This is a genomic window from Microbacterium paraoxydans, from assembly GCF_019056515.1.
Lineage (GTDB): Bacteria > Actinomycetota > Actinomycetes > Actinomycetales > Microbacteriaceae > Microbacterium.
In genome coordinates, this window is record NZ_CP064873.1 from 3008209 (window position 1) to 3029882 (window position 21674).

At 70.3% G+C, this 21674-nt stretch carries 17 protein-coding genes and 1 pseudogene; 10 read left to right on the forward strand and 8 right to left on the reverse strand.

Features of this window, described 5'->3' with window-relative positions; genetic code table 11:
* Positions 1–31 precede the first annotated feature (31 nt).
* The 5 genes and pseudogenes from IZR02_RS14775 to IZR02_RS14795 form a co-directional block, all read right to left on the reverse strand.
* Positions 32–1164: pseudogene (locus tag IZR02_RS14775) on the reverse strand (bifunctional 2-methylcitrate synthase/citrate synthase).
* A 77-nt stretch (positions 1165–1241) separates the two neighbouring features.
* A complete protein-coding gene (prpB, locus tag IZR02_RS14780) occupies positions 1242–2150 on the reverse strand; it encodes a methylisocitrate lyase (protein ID WP_025105407.1) in 909 nt (302 codons plus the stop codon).
* Positions 2150–3676 carry an MmgE/PrpD family protein gene (locus IZR02_RS14785; protein ID WP_025105406.1) on the reverse strand — a complete coding sequence of 509 codons (1527 nt, stop codon included), beginning with the start codon at positions 3674–3676 and terminating at the stop codon, positions 2150–2152. Before IZR02_RS14785 ends, prpB begins: the two co-directional genes overlap by 1 nt.
* Positions 3673–4338: a GntR family transcriptional regulator gene (locus tag IZR02_RS14790; protein WP_025105405.1), complete on the reverse strand. Its 666-nt coding sequence runs from the start codon at positions 4336–4338 to the stop codon at positions 3673–3675. The genes IZR02_RS14785 and IZR02_RS14790 overlap by 4 nt, the downstream gene beginning before the upstream one ends.
* Positions 4339–4529: 191 nt before the next feature.
* Entirely contained in the window at positions 4530–5474 is a 945-nt protein-coding gene (locus tag IZR02_RS14795) for an EamA family transporter (protein ID WP_025105404.1), read from the reverse strand.
* 38 nt (positions 5475–5512) lie between these two features.
* On the opposite strand from IZR02_RS14795, the gene IZR02_RS14800 reads away from it, so the two are divergent.
* The 8 genes from IZR02_RS14800 (at position 5513) to IZR02_RS14835 (ending at position 13832) form a co-directional block, all read left to right on the forward strand.
* Positions 5513–6049, forward strand: a complete 537-nt coding sequence (locus IZR02_RS14800; protein ID WP_025105403.1) for a CGNR zinc finger domain-containing protein — start codon at positions 5513–5515, stop codon at positions 6047–6049.
* 140 nt (positions 6050–6189) lie between these two features.
* On the forward strand, positions 6190–7458 hold the full coding sequence (locus IZR02_RS14805) for an ABC transporter substrate-binding protein (protein ID WP_025105402.1): 1269 nt from the start codon (positions 6190–6192) through the stop codon (positions 7456–7458).
* A gap of 168 nt (positions 7459–7626) precedes the next feature.
* Positions 7627–8541 (forward strand): carbohydrate ABC transporter permease, encoded by a 915-nt coding sequence (locus tag IZR02_RS14810; protein ID WP_025105401.1) that lies wholly within the window; start codon positions 7627–7629, stop codon positions 8539–8541.
* Positions 8541–9395, forward strand: a complete 855-nt coding sequence (locus IZR02_RS14815; protein ID WP_017204137.1) for a carbohydrate ABC transporter permease — start codon at positions 8541–8543, stop codon at positions 9393–9395. Before IZR02_RS14810 ends, IZR02_RS14815 begins: the two co-directional genes overlap by 1 nt.
* A complete protein-coding gene (locus IZR02_RS14820; RefSeq protein ID WP_025105400.1) occupies positions 9392–11308 on the forward strand; it encodes a hypothetical protein in 1917 nt (638 codons plus the stop codon). The genes IZR02_RS14815 and IZR02_RS14820 overlap by 4 nt, the downstream gene beginning before the upstream one ends.
* On the forward strand, positions 11305–12087 hold the full coding sequence (locus tag IZR02_RS14825; protein ID WP_025105399.1) for a dimethylmenaquinone methyltransferase: 783 nt from the start codon (positions 11305–11307) through the stop codon (positions 12085–12087). The genes IZR02_RS14820 and IZR02_RS14825 overlap by 4 nt, the downstream gene beginning before the upstream one ends.
* On the forward strand, positions 12057–13001 hold the full coding sequence (locus IZR02_RS14830; protein ID WP_025105398.1) for an aldo/keto reductase: 945 nt from the start codon (positions 12057–12059) through the stop codon (positions 12999–13001). Before IZR02_RS14825 ends, IZR02_RS14830 begins: the two co-directional genes overlap by 31 nt.
* Positions 13002–13022: 21 nt before the next feature.
* On the forward strand, positions 13023–13832 hold the full coding sequence (locus IZR02_RS14835; RefSeq protein ID WP_025105397.1) for an amidohydrolase family protein: 810 nt from the start codon (positions 13023–13025) through the stop codon (positions 13830–13832).
* A 299-nt stretch (positions 13833–14131) separates the two neighbouring features.
* Here the strand turns inward: IZR02_RS14835 and IZR02_RS14840 are convergent, their stop codons facing one another.
* The 3 genes from IZR02_RS14840 to IZR02_RS14850 are packed head-to-tail and all read right to left on the reverse strand — an operon-like array spanning position 14132 to position 19471.
* On the reverse strand, positions 14132–14782 hold the full coding sequence (locus tag IZR02_RS14840) for a GntR family transcriptional regulator (RefSeq protein ID WP_025105396.1): 651 nt from the start codon (positions 14780–14782) through the stop codon (positions 14132–14134).
* Between the two features lie 19 nt (positions 14783–14801).
* On the reverse strand, positions 14802–15407 hold the full coding sequence (locus IZR02_RS14845) for an SGNH/GDSL hydrolase family protein (protein ID WP_025105395.1): 606 nt from the start codon (positions 15405–15407) through the stop codon (positions 14802–14804).
* Positions 15398–19471: an Ig-like domain-containing protein gene (locus IZR02_RS14850; RefSeq protein ID WP_025105394.1), complete on the reverse strand. Its 4074-nt coding sequence runs from the start codon at positions 19469–19471 to the stop codon at positions 15398–15400. The genes IZR02_RS14845 and IZR02_RS14850 overlap by 10 nt, the downstream gene beginning before the upstream one ends.
* 438 nt (positions 19472–19909) lie before the next feature.
* Between IZR02_RS14850 and IZR02_RS14855 the strand changes: the two genes are divergently transcribed.
* Positions 19910–20764: a carbohydrate ABC transporter permease gene (locus IZR02_RS14855; RefSeq protein ID WP_174235390.1), complete on the forward strand. Its 855-nt coding sequence runs from the start codon at positions 19910–19912 to the stop codon at positions 20762–20764.
* Positions 20761–21666, forward strand: a complete 906-nt coding sequence (locus tag IZR02_RS14860) for a carbohydrate ABC transporter permease (protein ID WP_025105392.1) — start codon at positions 20761–20763, stop codon at positions 21664–21666. The genes IZR02_RS14855 and IZR02_RS14860 overlap by 4 nt, the downstream gene beginning before the upstream one ends.
* The last annotated feature ends 8 nt before the right edge of the window (positions 21667–21674 follow it).

Sequence of the window (21674 nt, forward strand, 5' to 3'; positions counted from 1 at the left end):
GAGCCAATCAGGCGATTCGAACGGAACGGGGTCAGCGGGCGACGTGCCGCTCGTCGGGGCCGTCGTAGTGCGACAGCGGGCGGATCAGGGCGTTCGCGCCGGCCTGCTCGATGACGTGGGCGGTCCACCCCGTCACCCGTGCCGCGACGAAGAGCGGCGTGAAGGTGAGGGTGTCGAAGCCGATGAGGCTGTATGCGGGACCGGACGGGTAGTCGAGGTTCGGGTGGATCCCCTTGCGCTCGACGAACTGCGACTCCAGCGCGTCGTACAGCGCGGCGACGTCCTCCCGACCGTAGTGCGCGACCAGGGTGTCCAGCGCGGCCTTCATCGTCGGCACGCGGGAGTCGCCGTTCTTGTAGACGCGGTGCCCGAAGCCCATGATCTTGCGCTTCTCCGCGAGGGCCTTGTCGAGCCAGGCCTCGACGGCGTCCGCCGAGCCGATCTCCTTGAAGATGTGCAGCACCGCCTCGTTCGCCCCGCCGTGCAGCGGGCCCTTGAGCGCGCCGATGGCGCCGACGACCGCCGAGTAGATGTCGCTGAGGGTCGAGGTGATGACCCGGGCGGTGAAGGTCGAGGCGTTGAAGGAGTGCTCGGCGTAGAGGATCATCGACCGGTTGAACGCGTCGACCACGACATCGTCGGCCTCCTCCCGAAGGTCATCCAGAGGAAGTTCGCCGAGTAGTCGAGGTCGTCGCGCGGAGCGATAAGCTCCTGGCCGCGACGGCGACGCTGGCCGTAGGCGACGATGGCCGGCAGCGCGGCGAACAGGCGGATGCTGCGCGCCAGGTTCTGCTCGGGGCTGCCACCGGCGTCGAGCACGGAACCGCCAGCCTCGGGGTCGGATGCGCCGATCAGGCTCACGGCGGTGCGCACCTCGTCCATCGGGTGCGCCTCGAGCGGCACGAGGTCGATGGCGGCCTTCACGTTGTCGGCCAGGGCGCGGTGCTTCCGCTCCTCCAGCCGGAACGCGGCGAGCTCGTCGCCCGTCGGCAGCTCGCCGTTCCACAGCAGGTACGCCACGGCCTCGAAGGACTGCGTGTCCGCGAGCTCCTGCACGGGATAGCCGCGGTAGAGCAGGCTGTTCGTCTCGGGGTTGACCTTCGAGATCGCCGTCGTGTCGACGACGACCCCCGCGAGGCCCTTCTTGATGTCCGGCTCGGTCATGGTCACTCCTTCGTGTACTTCGACTCGTCGCTGCGCTCCTCGCTCAGCAACCGCGTCGTGTGTCCGCTTCGCTGCGCTCAGCGACCGGTGTTGTCGAGTGTGAAGTTGAAGACGCCCGAGTCGAAGTGGTTGTACGACTCGTAGTCGATCAGCTCGTAGAGGTCGGCGCGGTGCTGCATCTCCCCGAGCTTCGAGGTCAGGTGCCCCTCGTCGTTCAGCGTATCGAGCGCGCGGCCCGCCGCCCCCATCGCGATCCGCAGCAGCGACACCGGCCAGATGACCATGCGCACCCCGGCATCGCGGAGAGCGTCGACGGAGAACAGCTCGCTCTTGCCGAACTCGGTCATGTTCGCGAGGATCGGCACGTCCAGCGCCGCGGCCATGGCCTCGAACTCGCCGATCGTGCGCATGGCCTCGGGGAAGATCGCGTCCGCCCCCGCATCGACGAGCGCCTTGGCCCGGTCGATCGCCGCCTCCAGCCCCTCGATCGCACGGATGTCGGTACGCGCCATGATCAGGAAGTTCTCGTCGCGGCGGGCGTCGGCGGCCGCGCGGATCCGCTTGATCGCGGTGTCCTCGTCCACCACGGCCTTGCCGTCGAGGTGTCCGCAGCGCTTCGGGTTGATCTGGTCCTCGATGTGGGTGCCGGCGAGGCCCGCGTCTTCGAGCTCCTGGATCGTGCGGGCGACGTTCATCGGCTCGCCGAAGCCGGTGTCGGCGTCGACGATCGCGGGCAGCTCGGTCATGCGGGCGATCTGCTTCGCGCGCCCGGCGACCTCGGTGAGCGTGGTGAGGCCGATGTCCGGCAGCCCGAGGTCCGCGGAGAGCACGGCGCCCGAGATGTAGACGCCCTCGAACCCCTTCTCCTCGATGAGCCGGGCGCTCAGCGGGTTGAACGCGCCGGGGAACCGCAGCAGCTCCCCCGAGGCGAGCCGCTCCCGGAACAGGCGCCGCTTCTCGGCGGGCGTCGTGGTGGAGTACAGCATCAGAACAGACCCGCCGGGGCGTCGGCGTCGTCGAGCAGACCCGGCTTCGCGACGATCGAGAGCTCGGCGACCTCGGCGGCCGTGAGCTCGGGCAGGCGCTGCACGAGCTCGAGGAACCGCTCGATCTCGGCGGGCTCGAGCACGGGCTCCGCGAGCAGGCGGAACTTGGCGATGTAGTTCTCCCGCGCGAACGGGCGCGCGCCGAGGGGGTGGGCGTCGGCGACGGCGATCTCGTCGACCACGGTCGAGCCGTCGGTGAGGCGGATCTCGACGCGACCGCCGAAGGCCTTCTCATCCGGGTCCTCCGAGTGGTAGCGGCGGGTCCATTCCGCGTCCTCGGCCGTGGTGATCTTGTGCCACAGCGCGACGGTGTCGGCCCGGCCGGCGCGCTCCGGCGTGTAGGAGTCGACGTGGTGCCAGCCGCCGTCCTGCAGCGCCACCGCGAAGATGTACGGGATGGAGTGGTCGAGCGTCTCGCGGGAGGCCGTCGGGTCGTACTTCTGCGGGTCGTTCGCGCCCGAGCCGATCACGTAGTGGGTGTGGTGGCTGGTGTGCAGCACGATCGACGCGATGTTCGCGGGGTCGCGGAGGGCCGGGTTCGCGGTGCCGAGCTTGCGGGCGAGGTCGATCCACGCCTGCGCCTGGTACTCCGCGGAGTGCTCCTTCGTGTACGAGTCGAGGATCGCGCGCTTGGCCTCGCCGGCGGCGGGCAGCGGCACTTCGTAGGCCGCGTCCTTCCCGTCGAGCATCCAGGCGATCACGCCGTCCTCGCCTTCGTAGATCGGCGCGGGGCTCGTCTGTCCGCGCATCGCCCGGTCGACCGCCTCGACGGCCATCTTCCCGGCGAAGGCCGGGGCGTGCGCCTTCCAGGTGGAGATCTCGCCCTTGCGGCTCTGACGCGTGGCGGTCGTGGTGTGCAGCGCCTGTCCGACCGCCTGGTAGATCGTCTCGACGTCGAGGCCGAGGAGCGTGCCGATACCGGCGGCGGCGGACGGGCCGAGGTGCGCGACGTGATCGATCTTGTGCTTGTGCAGGCAGATCGCGCGCACGAGGTCCATCTGGATCTCGTACCCGGTGGCGATGCCGCGCACGAGCGCGCGCCCGTCCTTGCCGGTGTGCTGCGCGACCGCGAGGATCGGCGGGATGTTGTCGCCCGGGTGCGAGTACTCGGCGGCGAGGAACGTGTCGTGGTAGTCGAGCTCGCGCACGGCCACGCCGTTCGCCCAGGCCGCCCACTCCGGGCTGGTGCGGCGGTCGAGCGGCGTTCCGAACAGGTTGGCGCCGGCCCCGCCCGTCGAGACGGGGTGGCTGAACGCCTGCGCGCGGGCGGCGATGATCGGCGCGCGGGTGAGAGAGGCGGCGGCGACGGCGGCGTTGTCGATGATGCGGTTGATGATCATGTCGACGACGGGCTGCTCGACCTCGACCTGGTCGACCGCGACCTCGGCGATCTTCCACGCGAGCTGATCCTCGCGGACGAGGTTCTCGGAGCTGGCGTGCACGCGGACGTGGTGGGTGACGGTCATGAGTGTCCTTCGCTGTCGGGGAGGGAGTCGAGGATGCCGGTGAGCGCGTTGTGCAGGTGCACGTGCGTGGCATGGGCGGCGAGGTCGCCGTCGCGGGCGGCGAGCGCCTCGGCGATCGTGCGGTGCTCGGCGGCGGAGGCGGCGAGCCGGGCGGGCTTGTCCCGCGCCATGCGCCGCACGCGGACGAGGTGGGTGCGGACCGTGCGCAGCGCCGCAGCGATGTAGTCGTTGGCGACGGCATCGTCGAGGGCCGCATCGAATCGCGCGATCAGGGCGTAGTAGGCATCGCGGCCCTCCGCCCTGGTGAGGTCCACGTGCGCGAACTCCGCGGCGAGCGCGGCGAACCGGTCGGCGTCACCCCGGACGGCGGCGAGCCGGGCGGAGGTCTCCTCCAGCGCGCGGCGGATCTCGAACAGGGACCGGATGTCGTCGGCGTCGAGGTCGGCGACGACGGTGACGCGGGGCGACTGCTGCACGACCAGACCGTCGGCGGCCAGGCGACGCAGAGCCTCCCGCAGCGGCGTCCGGCTCACACCCAGGCGCTCGGCCTGCTCCACCTCGCCGAGCACGTATCCGGCCGGCAGCTCCCCGGACTGGATGCCGTCGAGGAGCGCCGCATAGGCGCGATCGCCCATGGACGTGCGCTCGACAGGGAGGACCATTCCGCCAGTGTATACATAAACCGCCCGACGTGGTGCACTTCTTCGGCACGAGGGGTCCATTCGTATACATAGTCTCCGTCCGCCCGCCCCCATCCGGGCACAGCTTCGGAGATCGCCGGGGACACGCCGTACGGCGGGGCCCGGGGCCGGCGTGTCGGCTCCGATCTCCGAAGTTGTGCGCGCGAGTGGGCTCAGGGGGCGGGGCGGGGCTCGCCGAGCTTGACCACGACCACGCCGGCGAGCACGAGCACGCCCCCGAGGGCCTGCAGCGGGCCGGGGAGCTGCCCGAGCAGGAGCCAGCCGAAGAGCAGGGCCGCCACGACCTCGGCGAGCGCGACGAACGAGGCCAGCCGGGAGCCGAGCATCCGTGTCGAGACGATGCCGAGCACGTACGCGAGGGCCGTGGCGATCACGCCGATCGCGAGGACCGGCACGAACCACGGCACCGCGCCGAACCGGTAGTCGACGTCGGCCGTCGTCCACGCGAACGGCAGCACGCCGATGAGCGCGGCGAGGCTCAGACCCACGGCGCCGAGCAGCAGCCCACTGCCCGCGAGGGCGATCGGCGGGATCCCGGTGTCCGCCCGGGCGGACAGCACGAAGTAGCTCGCGGCCCCCACCATCGCCCCGAGCGCCCAGAGGACACCGATCACGTCCACCTGCGCCCCGGTGACGATGTCGAGCATGAGGACGAGCCCGACGAAGGCGATGCCCGCACCGAGGATGCTGCGCCGCGTGGGACGCTCGCCCCGGCGCAGCCACAGCCAGAGGAGCACCGCGACCGGGGCGGTGTACTCGATGAGCAGCGCGATCCCGACGTCCATCACCGCGACGGCCTGGAAGTAGCAGAGCTGGGTGGCCGCGACCGCGAGGAGGCCGTAGGCGGCGACCATCCCCGCGTTCTGCCGGAGAGCACGCCACCGCCCACGGAGCGCGAGGACCGTGGGGACGAGCAGCACGAGCGCCGCGACCCAGACCCGCACAGTGACGGCGGCCCCCGGTGTCCACCCCGCATCGATGAGTCCGCGCGCCCACGCCCCGGAGGAGCCGAACGCGAAGGCGGCGGCGACAGCGAGCGGCAGGCCGAGGCGCACCCCGGTCCGGGTGCGCGGAGTGTCATCAGCCACCGTGCTCATGAGGGATGACGCTACGCCGGCGGGAGTAAGCTGTCAACATGGTCTTCACCGATGACACAGAGGATGCGCTGCGCGCGGCGGTCTGGCTCGCGAACTCGGCGGAGGACCCGGACACCCTGGTCGACATCGACGACGAGAAGGCCTTCCTTCGGGTGTTCCCGTACACGGGACGGGTCGACGGGGACACGGTGGAGCTCGACGACCTCCGCGCTCTGCGGTCGCGCCTCCGCGCCATGCTGCTCGCTCCGCGCGACGAGATGGCCGCACACGTCAACGCCGCTCTCGCCGAGGTGCGCCTGACCCCGCGGCTCGTGCGCCACGACGAGCTGGACTGGCACCTGCACGGGCTCGCCGACGATCGCCCGCTCGCCGAACGGGTGCTCGTGGAGACCGCGATGGCCCTGATCGACGTCATCCGCACGGACGAGGGCTCTCGCCTCACCGTCTGCGAAGACGGGACATGCCAGGCGATCGCCCTCGACCTCTCCCGCAACCGCTCCAAGCGCTACTGCTCGACGAGCTGCGCCAATCGCAACGCCGTGGCGGCGTACCGCGCCCGCCGCGCCGCCGGCTGACCGCGCCGCGCGCCCCGCTCGGAGACCGCAGACCGGAATGCGGTCCGACCGGGTTCGATGCTGCCCGCTCTTCACAAACGATTATCGATTAGTGTAATGTCGCGAGCGGCCCTCCCTCATGCATCAGGAAAGGATCAACGATGATCAAGGCCCGAGTCCTCCCCCTCGCCGGCATCGCGGCGGTGTCCGCCCTCGCCATCGCCGGCTGCTCGACCACCGCCGGCGACGACGGCGGTGACGCCGGCGGCGACGTCACCGTGCGCATGCTCGTGAACGTCACCCCGAACCTGACCGAGGAGTTCTGGAACGACCTCGTCGCGCCGTTCGAGGACGCCAACCCGAACATCGACGTCGTCATCCAGAACCCGGGTGCGGAGGGCGTCGAAGCCGCCGTGCCGCGCCTGCTGGCCGCCGGTGACGCTCCCGACGTCGTGCAGTCCATCGCCCCCACCACCAAGCTCGCCCCCGAGCTCGTCGACCTCTCGCAGTACGAGTGGGCGTCGTCCGGTCCGCTCGCCGACCAGTACTCGATCGACGGCAAGAACTACATGGCCGGCATCGGCGTGCAGCTGCAGAGCCTCTTCTTCTACAACAAGACCGCGTTCGAGGAGGCGGGGATCACGGAGGTGCCGACCACGGTCGACGAGCTCACCGAGGCCCTCGGCAAGCTCAAGGACGCCGGGTGGACGCCCGTCCAGACCGGCGGCGACTGGATGACGAGCCACACCCTGCAGGCGCTCGGACTGCCGACCATCATCGCCGAGGACCCGGAGTGGTTCCAGGACATCTCGGCAGGCGACGTCACCTTCAGCGAGACCTACGGCGATGCGGTCGAGACCTACGCGGACTGGGTGTCCGAGGGCTACATCCCCGGCGACGCCCTGGGCATCAAGTACCCGGACGCCGAGCAGGCCTTCCTCTCGGGCAAGACGGCGGTGTACTCGATGGGCAGCTGGTTCGCCGGCACGCAGGCGAAGGCCGCCGACTCCGCGGACATCGGCGTCTTCCGCGCCCCCGCCATGAGCGCCGACGAGCAGCCCGCGATGGGCGCCAACATCGCCAGCCCGTACTCGATCCTCAAGGCGAGCAAGAACCAGGACGCGGCGGCGAAGCTCATCGAGTTCCTCACCACCGACCAGACCGCGGTGAGCGACCAGCTCGCGGTCGACGGCAACTTCCGCGACGGCTACGAGTACGACATGACGCCGCTCGGCGAGGAGCTGCTGCAGATCGTGGCCGACACCCCGGCCGAGGCCTACACGCCCACCGGCGGCGGCTACGGCGAGCGCACGCTCCCGGACGGCTACTCCGGCGAGATCAACACCCAGACCCAGGCCCTGCTCGGCGGCGCACCCGCCGACCAGGTGCTGCAGGCCATGGACGACTGGTTCGCCGCCAACGCCGGTTGACCCTCGCGGCGCCCGGGACGCGACATCCGTCCCGGGCGCCGTCCCGGCGCTGCCCCAGCGCCTCCCCCTGAACGCGCCACCGAGAACGAGAGTGCCGCCATGACTCCGCCCACCACGACCGCGCCGCCTCCGGCCGCCGCCGCCACCCCGACAGGACCATCGACGCCGATGAGCTCGCCCCCCGCCCCGCGCCGCCGCACGGCGCTGCAGCAGTGGCGGAACCGGATCCCCGGCATCCTCATGGGCGGCCCGGCCGTCGCGGTCTTCCTCGCGATGTTCGTCATCCCGATGATCCTCGCGGCGGTGCTCAGCTTCACCGACTGGAACGGGTACAGCCTCAACTTCAACTTCATCGGGTGGGACAACTACATCAAGGCGTTCCGCAGCCCGCGCTCGACGCAGGCCGCGATCTTCACGGGCATCATCGCGGTGGTGGGCACGATCCTCTGCAACGCCATCGGCCTCGCGATCGCCGCCCTCATCTCCGGGCCCGGCCGCTCGAACACGATCCTGCGCACGATCTTCTTCTACCCGTACGTGATCAGCGCCCTCATCATCGGCTTCCTCTGGTCGGCGATGCTCTCCCCCACCGGCGCCGTCAACGGTCTGCTCAGCACGCTCGGCCTCCCGGCGATGCCGTTCCTCACGGACCCGACCTTCGCCAAGGCGAGCGTGATCTTCACGATCGTGTGGTCGCACTTCGGCTTCAACATGATCCTGTTCCTCGCCGGCATCAAGTCCGTCCCCGCGGAGTACTACGAGGCGGCGACCGTGGACGGCGCCTCGCGGTGGCAGCAGTTCCGGTCCATCACGCTGCCTCTCATCGCGCCGGTCTTCACCGTGAACCTCGTGCTCACCCTCGTCGGGCTCCTCAAGGCGTACGACGTGGTGCTGTCGCTCACCGACGGCGGGCCTGCCGGCTCGACGCAGACCATCGTGTACCAGATCCTCAAGGACTCCTTCGCGAACTCGGCCCTCGGCTTCGGCGCCGCGCAGTCCATGATCCTCCTCATCGTCACCGCGGTCGTCGGCCTCGCCGTCACGCTGGTGCGACGCCGCGCCGAGCAGAAGGCGACCGACTGATGAAGCAGACCCGCAACCGCCCGGCCCTCGCCGTCAGCACGATCCGGTGGATCGTCCTCGGCGTCGTCGCGATCACGATGCTGATCCCGATGTACACGATGCTGATCAACGCGTTCAAACCGCAGGCCGACATCATCGAGAACCCGCTGCTGATCACGCCGCAGATGTTCACGTTCGACTACCTGTGGGCCGCGATCACGAGCAGCAAGTTCAACGTGATCGCCGCGTACGGCATCACGCTGCTGTTCGTCGTGCTCGTGAACCTGTGCTGCATCGCCCTCGCCGCGCCCGTCGCCTACGTCATCGCCCGCGGGCGGTCGAAGTGGCACCTGGGACTGCTGCTCCTCTTCGTCTCCGGGCTCTTCATCCCCGGTCAGGTGACGCTGATCCCCGTCGTCTTCGTGCTGCGGGTGCTCGGGCTCATCAACACGATCCCCGGGTTCATCCTCTTCGAGACGGCGGCGACCCTGCCGGTGACGATCTTCCTGTTCACGGCCTACCTCCGCAGCGTGCCGCGTGACATCGACGAGGCGGCGTCACTGGACGGCGCCGGGCCCATCCGCGCGTTCTGGGCGTGCATCTTCCCGATCATGAAGCCCGTCGTCGCGACTGTCGTGGTGCTCAACTCGATCGGCGTGTGGAACGACTTCGTGAGTCCGCAGATCATCCTCGGGCCGAGCTCGGGGATCTACACGGTCACCACCGGCGTCTACGCGGCGGTCGGACAGTTCTCGACCGACTACACGCAGGTGTTCCCGACCCTCCTGCTTGCCGTGCTGCCCGCGATGGTGTTCTTCATCGTGATGCAGCGCCACATCATCGGCGGCCTGGTCGCCGGAGCGACGAAGGGATGACCGTGCCGGAGACCCCGCTCACCCGTCCGCTGCGTGCGATCCCGGCCTGGGCCGTGCTGCAGCGCCGGCTCTTCGCCGAGGTCGAGGAGGCCCGCCGCCTCTTCCGCGACCGCTACACGCTGCCGGACGGCCGCCTCCGCGGCGTCGCGGAGTTCATCGACCGCGACGGCGTGGACGACCTGTACGAGCCCTTCTTCAACTGGCCCGCGTTCTACCTGCTCGGCGGCTCCGACGAGGTGCTCGCCGACGCCAAGCGGCACTGGGAGGGCGTGACCGTGCAGCTCGCCGAGGCGGGCATGCTCACCGAGGAGTACGACAACGGCTACGACTGGTTCCATCAGGGCGAGTCGCTGCTGTTCCTCGCCGGCATCTGCGCCGCCGACCCGGCCGACCCCGCGTTCGCCGCGCGCGCCGCCCGGTTCGCGGCCCTCTTCACCGACCCCGCACAGGGCAACTACGACGCCGAGCGCAACATGATCCGCTCGCCGCACAACGGCGCTCTGGGTGCGCGCGAGGGTCTCGACGAGAAGATCGTGCCGTACACCGCCGACCGGGACGAGATGCGCCCTTACGGTCTGCCGCTGCACGGCCTGGACGGCATCGCCTCCTGGGACGACCTCGCCGACCCCGCCCACGCCCAGCGGATGGCGGAGGAGATGCAGCGCCGCGCGGCGGGCGACATCGCCGTGAACCTCGCCGCGACCTCCCTCGCCGCGAACCGCTGGCTCTACGACGGTGACGAGGAGGCGGCCGCGTGGATTCGCCGGTACGTCGACGGCTGGCGTGCGCGCGCGGGCGGCGGGCTGCTCCCCGACAACGTCGGTCCTGACGGCACCGTCGGCTCCCTCCACGACGGCCGCTGGTGGGGCGGCCACTACGGCTGGGCCTGGCCGCACGGACTGCACTCCGTCGGCATGAGCGCCCTGATCGGTGCCCTCAACCACGCGCTCGTCACGGGCGACGACGGCGCCCTCGACCTCGTGCGCACCATGCTCGACACCGTGCTCGCCGAGGCGCGCACGGGCAGCGTCGCGGAGTCCACGTACAGCCTGCGCGGCGGGTGGATGGCCCGGCTCGGAGCGGCCGCCACCGAGCCCGCTCTGCTGGTCCCCTACCGCCACGGCGCGGACGGCTGGTTCGACTACGGTCCGCTGCAGCTCGACCTCCCCCTGTGGCTGTGGTGGTGGTCGCGGATGCCGTCCGACCGGGAGCGGCTGGAGACGGCGATCGCCGGCCTCCCCTCCTCCGCCGACCTCGTCGCGCCGTTCCGCGACAAGGAGGAGGCGGGTCACGAGGCCGGCTGGTTCGCGTATCTCTCGGGCGAACTGCCCGATTATCCGGTGCGGGCGCTGGAGATGGCGCTCGGCCAGGTGGCACGTCGTGCCGCGATGATGCTCGCCGACGACCGCGACCCCGACGCCGCGCACCTGCACTTCTGGCAGCGCGTGAACCCGGTGGTGACGGAGGTGCTGACCCAGCTCGTCGGCGGGGCGCCGCAGGTGCTCTACAACGGCGGGCTCGGTTTCACGGCGCTCCGCTACGAGGACGTCGACCGCGCGCGGCCCGGACTCCCGGAGGACGTCGCCGCGCTCGTGCACCGTCTCGACGACGACGGCATCGGCGTGCAGCTCGTGAACACCTCCGCCGTGCACACCCGCACCGTGCGGCTGCGCGGGGGGCGCTTCGGCCTGGACCGGATCGTGCGGGTCACGGCCTCCGGCGAGGAGCCCGGCCTCTGGCCCGGCGCCTCGGGCACGTACACCGCCCCGGACGCCCCGACCGTCACCACGACCTTCGACGTGGACGACGACCTCGTGGTGACCCTGCCCCCGGCGCACACCGCCGACCTCGACCTGACCATCGCGCGTGCGACCGGATCGCCGCGCCACCTGTTCCCTGAAGGAGACGCATGAGCGCCGATCTGATCCGACCCGACTTCGCCCTGCCCGTGCGGGGTGGGGCCTACCAGCGGCCCTCGCGCGAGGTGGTCGAGTCCTTCGACGCGATCTCCTCCGCCACCGCGTGCGCCAAGCTGCACGGACTCGGGATCCGCCGCAGCTACATCGACGGACCGGAGCCGCTGAGCCTCGGCCAGCGCGTCGTCGGTTCGGCGCTGACCCTGCAGTTCATGCCGCAGCGCGAGGACATGGCCTCGGGCGACGGCCAGGAGTACGCCGAGCGGCACACCGCCCTGTGGCACGTGCTCGAAGCCGTGCAGCCGGGCGACGTGCTGGTGATCCAGGCCTACGGCAGCCGGTTCTCCGGGTGCATCGGCGACATCCTGGCGCGCTACTTCGCACGCAAGGGGGGCGCGGGGATCGTCGTGGACGGCCGCATCCGCGACGCCGGCCGCATCCGCGAGCTCGGGATCCCGGTGTGGTCGACGGGCACGACCCCGCACTACGCCTCGCAGTCGGAGCTCGTGCCGTGGGCCTACGACGTGCCGGTCGCGGTGGGCGGTGCGCTGTGCATGCCCGGCGACCTCGTGGTGGCAGACGACGACGGCCCGGTCGTGGTGCCGCAGGCCATGGCGCCGCGGGTCGTGGACGACGCGCGCGATCATGAGGAGTGGGAGGTGTTCAGCCGCCGCCGTCTCGACGAGGGCGCGCGCCTGAGCGACTACTACCCGTTGACCCCCGACAGCCGCGAGGAGTACGAGGCATGGCGTTCCGTCCAGAGCTCCGTCCGCTGAATCCCGAGGTCGCCGCCCGCGACGACGTCGGACTCGGGTGCGCGCCGATCGGCAACCTCTTCGCCCCTGTGCCCGACGGCGACGCGGTGGCGACGGTGCAGGCGGCGCTCGCCCGCGACGTCCGTTTCTTCGACACCGCACCGCTGTACGGCTCGGGCGAGAGCGAGCGGAAGCTCGGCCTCGCCCTGCGCGGCGTGCCGCGGGACGACTACGTGATCGCGACGAAGGTCGGCCGGGTGCTGGTCGATGCGGACGGCCGCCCCGTCGCGGGCGCCGCGAGCGGACACGACTCCGTCGTCGACCTCAGCAGGGACGGCGTGCGGAGGAGCCTCGACGGCAGCCTCGCCCGGATGGGTGTCGATCGCGTGGACGTGCTGCACCTGCACGACCCCCTGGACGTGGAGGCGGCGTTCGCGACGGCGCTTCCGGCCCTCGTCGAACTGCGTGACGAAGGGGTCGTGCGCGCGATCAGCGTGGGCCTGGGACGGCTCGACCCCCTGGAGCGCTACGTCGCCGAGGCGCCGCTCGACGTGGTGATGGAGGCCGGTCGGCTCACGCTGCTCGACCGCACCGCCCTGGACCGGTTGCTGCCGACCGCGGCAGCCCGCGGCATCGGGGTGCTCGCGGCCGCGGTGTTCAACTCCGGCATCCTCGTCGACCCGGTCGGCTCCCCCTTCTTCGAGTACAAGCCGGCACCCCCGGAGCTCCGGGAGCGGGCACAGCGCCTGCAGGCGGTGTGCGCCGCGTACGGCGTGCGCCTCGCGGATGCCGCGGTGCAGTTCCCGCTACGGCAGGGTGCGGATGCGGTGGTCGTCGGGGCGCGCACCCCCGCCGAGGTGGACGCGTTCGTGGACGGCCTCGACGCCGTGCTGCCCGCCGCGCTGTGGGACGCCCTCGACGCGGAGGCTGCATGACCGCGCGGCACGGGAGCTGACGTGCGGATCGTCGACGCCCATGTGCACGTCTGGGATGCGGACGCCGTGCCGATCCCGTGGTTCCGCGACGACCTCGGGCTCCCCCGGCAGGCCGCGGCCGCTCGTCTCGGACGGGAGCTGACCGACGCCGGCGTCTCCTCCGCCATCGCCGTGCAGGCGGCGGACTCGGTGGCGGAGGCGGAGTGGCTGACCGCGACCGCCGCCCGCGACCCGTTCCTGCGGCGCGTGGTGCTGCAGTACACCCCCGCGCCGGGACGAGCCGCCGGCGCCACCGCAGTCGCGTTCTCTCCCGCCGTGGTCGGCGTGCGCGCCGCGGTGCCGCAGTTCGCCGCGGATCTCTCGGATGTGGACGGCCTCGACGCCCTCGCCGCCCACCTCGGCGCGACCGCCCGCACCCTCGAACTCCTCATCCGTCCGGACCAGCTGCCCGCCGCGGCCACCCTCTCCCGACGGCACCCCGACACCGCGATCGTCGTCTGCCACCTCGGCCTCGGCGCCCGGACGCCCGATGAGGCATGGCTCTCCGCCCTCGCCGAGGCCGCGTCGGCACCAGGGGTGTCGGCGAAGGTCTCCGGACTCGACTTCGCGGCGCGCGGGGCGGAGGAGTCGCGAGAGCTGCTGCGCTCCGCGTTCGCCCTCTTCGGCGCGGAACGGCTGATGTACGGCAGTGACTGGCCGATGTCCACGCGGACCACGACCTACGCGGAGGTGCTCGCCGCGACCCGGCAGGCTCTCCCTCCCCTCTCCCCGGCCGAGGCTCGAGCATTCTGGTCCGGCACCGCCGACCGCCTCTCGCCCTTCACCGCGTAACCCCGTCGCAGTTTCGCCCCCGCGTCGCAGGGATTCCGGGGATGGATGCGACCGCGTTCCGAATCTGCGACCTCGCGCCGGGACACCCCATCCCGGAAGCAGAGTCGCGTCCCGTCGCGGATTCGCACCGCGTCGCAGGGACTCCGAGGATGGATGCGACACCGGTGCGAAACTGCGACCTCGCGCCGGGACTCCCACCCCGGGGACACTCCCGCACCCCCGTCGCAGATCCTCACCGTGCCGCAGGGACTCCGGTCAGCCGTGCGACCTCGGTGCGAAACTCCGACCTCGCGCGGGGGTCAGTCGAGGAGGGTGCCGGCGGCGTGGGCGCGGAAGAGGGCGGACGCGGCCTCTTCGTCACCGGCGTCCAGGGTGTCGAGCAGGCCCTTGTGCCAGTCCGCGACCTCGTGCCAGTCCCCCGTGAAGGTCGGGTCGCCGAGCACGTGCATGACGCGCAGGCTCGGCTCCAGGAGGTCCCACATGCGCGGGAGGTACACGTTGCCGCTGGCCTCGATCACCGCTCGGTGGAAGGTGAAGTCGAGCTCGCGGAACCGGGCGAGGTCTTCCGCCTCAGCCGCCTCATGCATCTTCGCGATGAGGCCGACGAGCTCGGCGCGGCGAGCAGGGTCGAGCGCCCCGCAGGCCAGCCGTCCCGCCAGCCCCTCCAGCTCGACGCGGGCGACCTTGGCCTGCGCCGCCTCCTCCGCGGAGTAGCTCGCGACGAAGTTGCCCTGATGCCGCACATGCGACACGAGACCCTCGTGGGCGAGCCGCTTGAGGGCGTCGCGCACGGGCGCCTGGCTCACCTGCATCTGCCGGGCGAGCTGCGACTCCACGAGCTGCTCGCCGGGGGCCAGCGTCGAGTCCTTGATCATCGCCTTGATGAGCGCGTAGATCTGATCCGACAGCAGTCCGCGCTGCAGTCCGGCCGTGCCGAGAGCATCCGTCATGACCATCAGTCTACGTCCATTATCGACTATCGCTAATGGACGCGGCCGTGCGCCAGCTATCCGCGATGAGGGCGGATCCGCGGGGTGTCGGGTGCACCCCGTCCGGCGCGAGCTCGACGACCGGATACTGCTCCGCCGCCGCCGTGAACACCTCGTGCAGGGGCACGAACGCCGCCCCGTGCTCCACGGCGAGAGCCCGCACCGCCGCCCGCTTCCCGTCGAGGTCGTCAAGCCACGTGCGCTGCTCCTCCGTCACCGGGAGGAAGTACGGCTCCATCAGGATCAGCCGCGGGGCGTGCGCGGCCACCGCGCGGCCGAGGAGGTCGCCGAGCGTGGCGGCGAAGTCCTCGGCCGAGGTCGGGTCGTCGCTGTCGAACCGCCGCCACATGTCGTTCACGCCGACGTACACGGTCAGCAGCTCCGGCGCCGTGGGCAGCAGCTCCGCGTCCCACCGCGCGGCCAGGTCGCGGGCGCGGTCCCCCGCGATCCCGAGGTTGCGGACCGTGGCCCCCGCGGCCTGCAGCTCGGGGGCGAGGAGCGACACGTAGCCGTCCCCGAAGGACTCCGGGTCGAAGCGATCGCGCCCCGCGTCGGTGATCGAGTCTCCGATGAAGGTCACCCGCATCGTGGCACGTCCTGTTCGTCGTTCTTGAGCTTCGGTCGCACCGAGATCGGGAGCTCGACGCTCGCGCCAGCGTACGTCACGGTGAGCGTGTGGTGCGGGCGGACCTTGCTGCTGTCGAAGCCGCTGACCATGTCCGCCGTCACCTGCTGGGTGGTGCGGGATCCGTCGCTCCAGTCCACGCCCAGCAGCATGCCGGTCACGTCGAGCTCCTCGCCGCGCACGTAGCGGGTCTTCGGGTCGGCTTCAGGCGCCCAGCAGATGCCGGTCACGGTCGCGGGCGGCGGTGTCGGCCGCACGGCCAGGGTGTTCGTCTTGCCGTAGTGGTAGACGTTGAAGAAGCCGTCCGCACCGATGCGGAGGTTCTCCCTGGCGTCGACCATGTTCCACACCGTCACGTCGTCGACCCGGAGCACGATGCGGGTTCCGCCGTCCTCGGCAACGGCCCCGAACTCGATGCGGTGCGTGGAGCCCGGCTCGATGACCGTGTTGGGGATGCTGTCGAGCATGGTCTGGCCCGGGGTCCAGCTCTGGAACTCGATCACGTCCTCCTTGATCACCGCGAGGTATCCAGTGTTGGAGTTCTGCCAGGCCGGGAGGCCGGTCTGGTCGGAGCGCGCCTGGAAGCCATACCAGCCTCCGTCGAAGGCGCCGAACTCCGCCTCGAACTGCAGCAGGGTGTCGCCGAAGCGCTCGGCCTCGTAGCCGTGGACGCCCTGACCGCTGATCACGACACCCGTGTCGTCCACCGCGATGAGGTCGGACTCACTCCAGTTCGCCCCGTCCTTCAGCTGACCGTCCAGGCGGGTGGTCGGGTACTCGGCGTCGTCCACGGTCACGGTGACCGTGTCGCTGAGGCTCGGATCGGCGACCGAGGTCGCGGTGATCGTCGCCGTGCCCGCCGTCACTCCCGCGATCCGTCCCCCGGAGACCGTGGCGACCTCCGGAGCGTCGGTCGTCCAGGTGACCCGGGCGTCGCTGGCGTCCTCCGGGGCGACCGTGGCCGCGACGGACCGCCGCTCCCCCACGGTCAGCCCCACGGCGTCGGCGTCCAGGCTCACGCCCGTGACCGGCACGCCGGAGAGCGAGAACCCGATGTCGTCGAAGTCGAGCGAGGCGTAGTTCTCCACGTAGAACCCGACCCGACCGGCCTTGCCGGGGCCGGGGTCGGCGCCTTCCAGCGCGATCGCCCCGTTGACGGAGATCCGGATCTGCCCGTCCTGCACCGCGATACGGACGTGCGAGGTCTCGCCGGGGGTCAGGCCCTGTGCCGCCGGCACGACCTTCTCGGCGACGACCTTCCAGGCGTCGTCGAAGATCGTCCAGGTCGGCCCGGCCGCGGCCTGGCGGAAGCGGATGTAGCCGCCGCCCTTGCCGTTGCGGTCGTAGACGATGAGTCCCGCGTTGGCGGGGGTCGTGGCCGGCGCCGTGACGTCGAAGTCGAGCACGAACTCCGTGAAGTCCCGCGGCAGGATGCTGTTGGCGCCCTCGAGGATGCGGTACACCTTGTCGCCCGACGCATCCACCTGGATGCTGCGGTTGGGGTCGGTCGGCCAGCCGTTCGCCCCCGACTCGAAGTCGGTGAAGTGCAGCACGCCGTCGCCCTCCTCGACGATCACCTCGATGGTCGCGGTCTTGCTGGCATCGGCTTTCGCCGTCGCCGTCACCGTGGTCGTACCGGGGCCCATGCCGAGCACTACGCCCTTGTCGTTGACGGAGGCGACGGCGGGGTCGGCCGAGGCATAGGTCACCGCGGCGTCGTCGGCGTTCCAGGGCAGCGGCACGGCGCGCACGCGCACCTCGTCGCCCGCGTCGATCGTGAGCGTGTCGCTGTCGAACGCGATGTCCTCGAGCGGGATGGTCTGCGGCTGCTGCGTCTGCCCGATCGCGCCGTCGACGCCGATCTCGCCGAAGGCGATGGCCTCGAAGCCCGGGATCTGGTCGAACACGGCCGCATCGGCCTTCAGCGTGTAGTCGCCGTTCGCGGCGTCCACGAAGCCGGGGTCGGCGTCGGCCACCCAGTTGTCCTCGTAGTTCAGGAGGTTCTTCCCGTCCTTCGCGCCGTGCTCGTTGACGCCGGCCATCCGGGCGCGGTTCGGGTTCCACACGACGTTCTCCGCGAACGTGCTGTGGTTCGGGAAGTAGTGGTCGTCCTCGAAGAAGTGCGCGAGCTCGGGGTACTTCGTCAGATACGGCGTGCCGACGAAGTCGTTGTTGTCGGCGAACACCTTCTCCCAGGCCGGCATGTAGTCGCGGTCGACGACGTTGCCCTCCTGATTGCCCATCCACTGCTCGTAGTTGTCGTACGGGGCGTAGGCGTCGACGAAGACGTTGTTGCGCGCCTCGATGTAGTCGGCCGAGCCGCTCTTGATCGCACCGTTGCCCATGTTCACGAACACGTTCTTCTCGATCGTGAGGTCCCACGTGAAGTTGTCGGCGTAGATGCCCTCGACGCCCGCCATGCCGACGCCGATGTCGTGGAAGTAGTTCTCCCGGAACACGTGACCGCGCTGCTGCGGGGTCTTGCCGGAGTTCATGTAGATCGCACCGAGGTCGTGGAACTGCTTGCAGACGTCGTACACCTCGTTGCGTTCGAACAGGTGGTCGTTGCCGTGCACGATGATCCCGGGGTGCGGAGCGTCGTGGATCTCGTTGTCCCTGGCGATGTTGCCGACGCCGTCAAACATCACGCCGGGGTTGTAGGCCTTGTGGTAGTACGCGAAGTCGGCGATCTCGGAGTTCTCGACCCGGTTGCGGCCGGGTTCGAGCGTCGTCTTGTCACCGCCCTGGAGCACCACGCCGACGCCGCCAACGTGCGTGAGCCGGCTGTCGGTGACGGCGTGGTCACGGCCGCCGCGGTTCACCGGGATGCCGTCGTACGTGTAGCGCCCTGGCGAGTTGATGAGCACGCCGCCGTCGGTGAAGTTGCGGATGTCGCTGTGCGAGATCGTCACGTGCGAGCCGCCGAGGATGACCGCGGCCGTCGCGCGTCCGTACTCCATCACGAGGTCGTCGAAGTTCACGTACGAGGCCCCGTCGGCGCGCAGCATCGGCTCGTCGAGCGTCGTGACCGTCACGGCGCCTCGGCCGGACGTGAAGGCCGCGTTCGGGATGAGGTACAGCTTCCCGGCGTCGCGGTCGATGTAGTACTCGCCGGGGGCGTCGAGCTCCTCCAGCAGGTTCTGCGCGAAGTGGAAGTCGGGGAACCAGCTCTTCATGATCCCGGACATCTCGCCGTAGCGGAGGGTGATGGTCTTCGCCTCGGTGTCGATGCTCTCGATCTTGTTGTACGACCACTCCCAGCTGTAGCCGAAGATGCCGTCCAGCCACACGTCCTCGGCCTGGGTCCAGTGCTTCGGACGGTCGTAGCCGTAGCTGAACGTGCCGCCGCGCTCCTGCAGGTCGGCGTCGTTGCGGTCCGGCCCGGCGTCGATGATGTCACCCATCTGCACGGTCGGGGTGGCCGCGTCGGCGTTGGGCCAGCGCGCGAGGGTCATGCCCTGGCCGTCGATGAACAGCTCCATGGGCGGGGTGGTGCTGACGTCGTTGGCCTTCCAGTAGCCGTGGCGGCTGAGCTGGCCGTAGTCGGTGATGCCGAGGTCGGCGAGGTCGATCCCGACGACACGGTCGCGGGCAGCTGGGTCGATGATGCGGTCGGTCACCGCCGCGTCGTCGACCGCGGCGAACTGGTCGCGCGGCAGCTCGCGACCGCCGGTGAGGGTGGCGGTCTCCCCCGGGTACGAGCGGTAGGTGATGGGGGCGTCGGCAGTGCCCGAGTCCTGCGCGCCGATCTCGAACGACGCCGAGCGGGGGTACGTGCCCTCCCGGAGGTACACCGTGAGGCCGTCGTCCGGGAGCGCGGAATCCGCCTTCAGCGCGCGGATCCGGTCGCGGGCGCCTTCCAGCGTCGCGAGGGGGTCGTCGATCGTGCCGGCTGCCGCGTCGTCACCTCCCGGCGCGAGGTAGAGGGCGTCGTCGTCCGCGGCCGCAGCCGCCGACGGGACCGCCGCAGCGAGGGCGGATCCGAACACCGCCGCCAGGGTCAGGCTTGCCAGTACACGCTTCATCGCGTCTCCGAACTGTCGCTTCCCGCACGGCCGATGCGCGCGGCGCCGCGGGAGCGGCTGATCCGACCGTAGCCAATCGATAATCGACTAGCAAGGATCGATACTGATCGCTTTGGTTCTTCGAGGCGCCAGGGCGTCGCGGCTGATCGGGCTCGGCGCTGGTCGACGCCGCCTTCGGCATCCCGATCCCGATGGCCCTCGCGTACCGAGGCTCGCATCCGAGAAACCAGTTAACAAAACAACCACTTTCCACCACTTTCTGACTATTGCGCTCTCCAGTTGACGTCGCTGTAATCTGCCGGAAATACTGAGGAAGCCCGAGACCGCACCACGAGAGTGCGGACACATCACCCCAGGCCAAGGATGACCTAGATGACAGAACAGACCATTTCCTCACAGATAGGAACAGGTCGCCGGCCCCGTCGCCTCTCGGACGGGATGTTCGCGCTCCTCCTCACGGCTCCCGGCCTCGCGCTCCTCGCCGCCGTCGTCGTGTACCCGCTGATCACGGCCCTCATCACCGCGTTCTACAAGCAGAGCCTCGTCGAGCCCGGCCGCGAGTTCGTCGGCTTCCAGAACATCGTCGACGTGCTGACGGGCGAGTTCTTCCCGCTCCTCACGCAGACGCTCGTCTTCACCCTCGGCACGACCATCGCGCCGTTCGTGATCGGCTTCGGCCTCGCCCTCGCCCTGAACACGCGCATCCGCGGCGCCAAGGTACTCCGCGGCCTCATGCTCATCCCGTGGCTGATCCCCGGCGTGGTCGTGTCGTTCCTCTGGATGTGGATCTTCAACGCCAACTACGGCGTGCTCAACGCGGCCCTGGAGACCGTGGGCCTCATCGACTCCCCGCAGGCGTGGCTCGCGAACCCCACCACCGCCATGATCGCCGTGATCGTCGCGAAGACGTGGCAGTCGTTCCCCTGGATGATGGTCATGCTCCTCGCGGGCCTGCAGACCGTGCCGATCGAGCTGCACGAGGCCGCCGAGATCGACGGCGCCGGCACCATCCGCCGCTTCTTCTCCATCACGGTCCCGCAGATGAGCGGCATCATCGGCCTCGTAATCCTGCTGGAGTTCATCTGGAACTTCCAGCACTTCGACATCATCTACGTCCTCACCGGCGGCGGTCCCGCCGGCTCCACCCAGACGTTCGCGACCGCGGTGTACGAGACCGCGTTCGACGGCTTCGACCTCGGCCACGCCGGGGCGATCGGCCTGCTCTGGATGATCCTGCTGATGGCGCTCGTCGTCGTCTACGTCCGCCTGTCCGAGAAGGGAGAGAAGCGATGACCGCCGTGCTGACCGAAGAGACGGTGGCCGCCGTCTCCGCCCCACCCGCCGCGCCCCGCCGTCGGCGCCACCGCGCCGACCGCCGCGCCTCCACCGTGAGCGCCTGGATCGCCGTCGTCGTCTTCGGCGGGTTCGCCCTGTTGCCCGTGTACTGGCTGCTCGCGACGTCGCTCACCCCGCGCACCGAGGTGTTCAGCTACCCGCCGAAGCTGTTCCCCACCGAGATCACGTTCGAGGCCTACGCCGCGCTCGCGAACAACCCGGCCCTGTTCGGCTACCTCCGCAACAGCATCGTGGTCTCCGTCATCACCGCGATCCTCTCGGTGCTGGTGTCGGCGTACATGGGCTACGCGTTCTCGAAGTTCCGCTACCGCGGCCGCCGCAGCCTCATGTACTTCGTGCTGGCGTCGCAGATGTTCCCGCAGGCGCTGCTGCTCATCACCCTGTACGCGGTGTTCTCGGCCTACGGCCTGCTCAACACCTACACGGCGCTCGTGCTGTCGTTCACGACGTTCACGCTGCCGCTGTGCGTGTGGATGCTGAAGGGCTTCTTCGACACGATCCCGGACGAGCTCATCGAGGCCGCCCGCGTCGACGGCGCCTCCCGCCTGCGGATCATCCACTCGATCGTGCTGCCGCTGGCCGCGCCCGGCCTCATCGCCGCGGGACTGTTCGCGTTCGTCCGGGGCTGGAACGACTTCATCTTCGCCCTCACCCTCGCCGGTCCCGACAAGCAGACCCTGCCGCCCGGCCTCGTCAACACGTTCATCGGCGAGGCGTCCACCGCCTGGCCGGAGCTCATGGCGGCTTCGCTCGTGGTCTCGCTCCCCGTGGCCATCGCGTTCATCGCCCTGCAGCGCTTCCTCGTCGGCGGACTCACCGCCGGCGCGGTCAAGGGCTGACCCGCACC

Coding starts and splice junctions, on each gene's coding strand:
- prpB (WP_025105407.1), bottom strand. CDS start 2,150: ATGCTGTACTCCACCACGACGCCCGCCGAGAAGCGGCGCCTGTTCCGG.
- IZR02_RS14785 (WP_025105406.1), bottom strand. CDS start 3,676: ATGACCGTCACCCACCACGTCCGCGTGCACGCCAGCTCCGAGAACCTC.
- IZR02_RS14790 (WP_025105405.1), bottom strand. CDS start 4,338: ATGGTCCTCCCTGTCGAGCGCACGTCCATGGGCGATCGCGCCTATGCG.
- IZR02_RS14795 (WP_025105404.1), bottom strand. CDS start 5,474: ATGAGCACGGTGGCTGATGACACTCCGCGCACCCGGACCGGGGTGCGC.
- IZR02_RS14800 (WP_025105403.1), top strand. CDS start 5,513: ATGGTCTTCACCGATGACACAGAGGATGCGCTGCGCGCGGCGGTCTGG.
- IZR02_RS14805 (WP_025105402.1), top strand. CDS start 6,190: ATGATCAAGGCCCGAGTCCTCCCCCTCGCCGGCATCGCGGCGGTGTCC.
- IZR02_RS14810 (WP_025105401.1), top strand. CDS start 7,627: ATGAGCTCGCCCCCCGCCCCGCGCCGCCGCACGGCGCTGCAGCAGTGG.
- IZR02_RS14815 (WP_017204137.1), top strand. CDS start 8,541: ATGAAGCAGACCCGCAACCGCCCGGCCCTCGCCGTCAGCACGATCCGG.
- IZR02_RS14820 (WP_025105400.1), top strand. CDS start 9,392: ATGACCGTGCCGGAGACCCCGCTCACCCGTCCGCTGCGTGCGATCCCG.
- IZR02_RS14825 (WP_025105399.1), top strand. CDS start 11,305: ATGAGCGCCGATCTGATCCGACCCGACTTCGCCCTGCCCGTGCGGGGT.
- IZR02_RS14830 (WP_025105398.1), top strand. CDS start 12,057: ATGGCGTTCCGTCCAGAGCTCCGTCCGCTGAATCCCGAGGTCGCCGCC.
- IZR02_RS14840 (WP_025105396.1), bottom strand. CDS start 14,782: ATGACGGATGCTCTCGGCACGGCCGGACTGCAGCGCGGACTGCTGTCG.
- IZR02_RS14845 (WP_025105395.1), bottom strand. CDS start 15,407: ATGCGGGTGACCTTCATCGGAGACTCGATCACCGACGCGGGGCGCGAT.
- IZR02_RS14850 (WP_025105394.1), bottom strand. CDS start 19,471: ATGAAGCGTGTACTGGCAAGCCTGACCCTGGCGGCGGTGTTCGGATCC.
- IZR02_RS14855 (WP_174235390.1), top strand. CDS start 19,910: ATGTTCGCGCTCCTCCTCACGGCTCCCGGCCTCGCGCTCCTCGCCGCC.
- IZR02_RS14860 (WP_025105392.1), top strand. CDS start 20,761: ATGACCGCCGTGCTGACCGAAGAGACGGTGGCCGCCGTCTCCGCCCCA.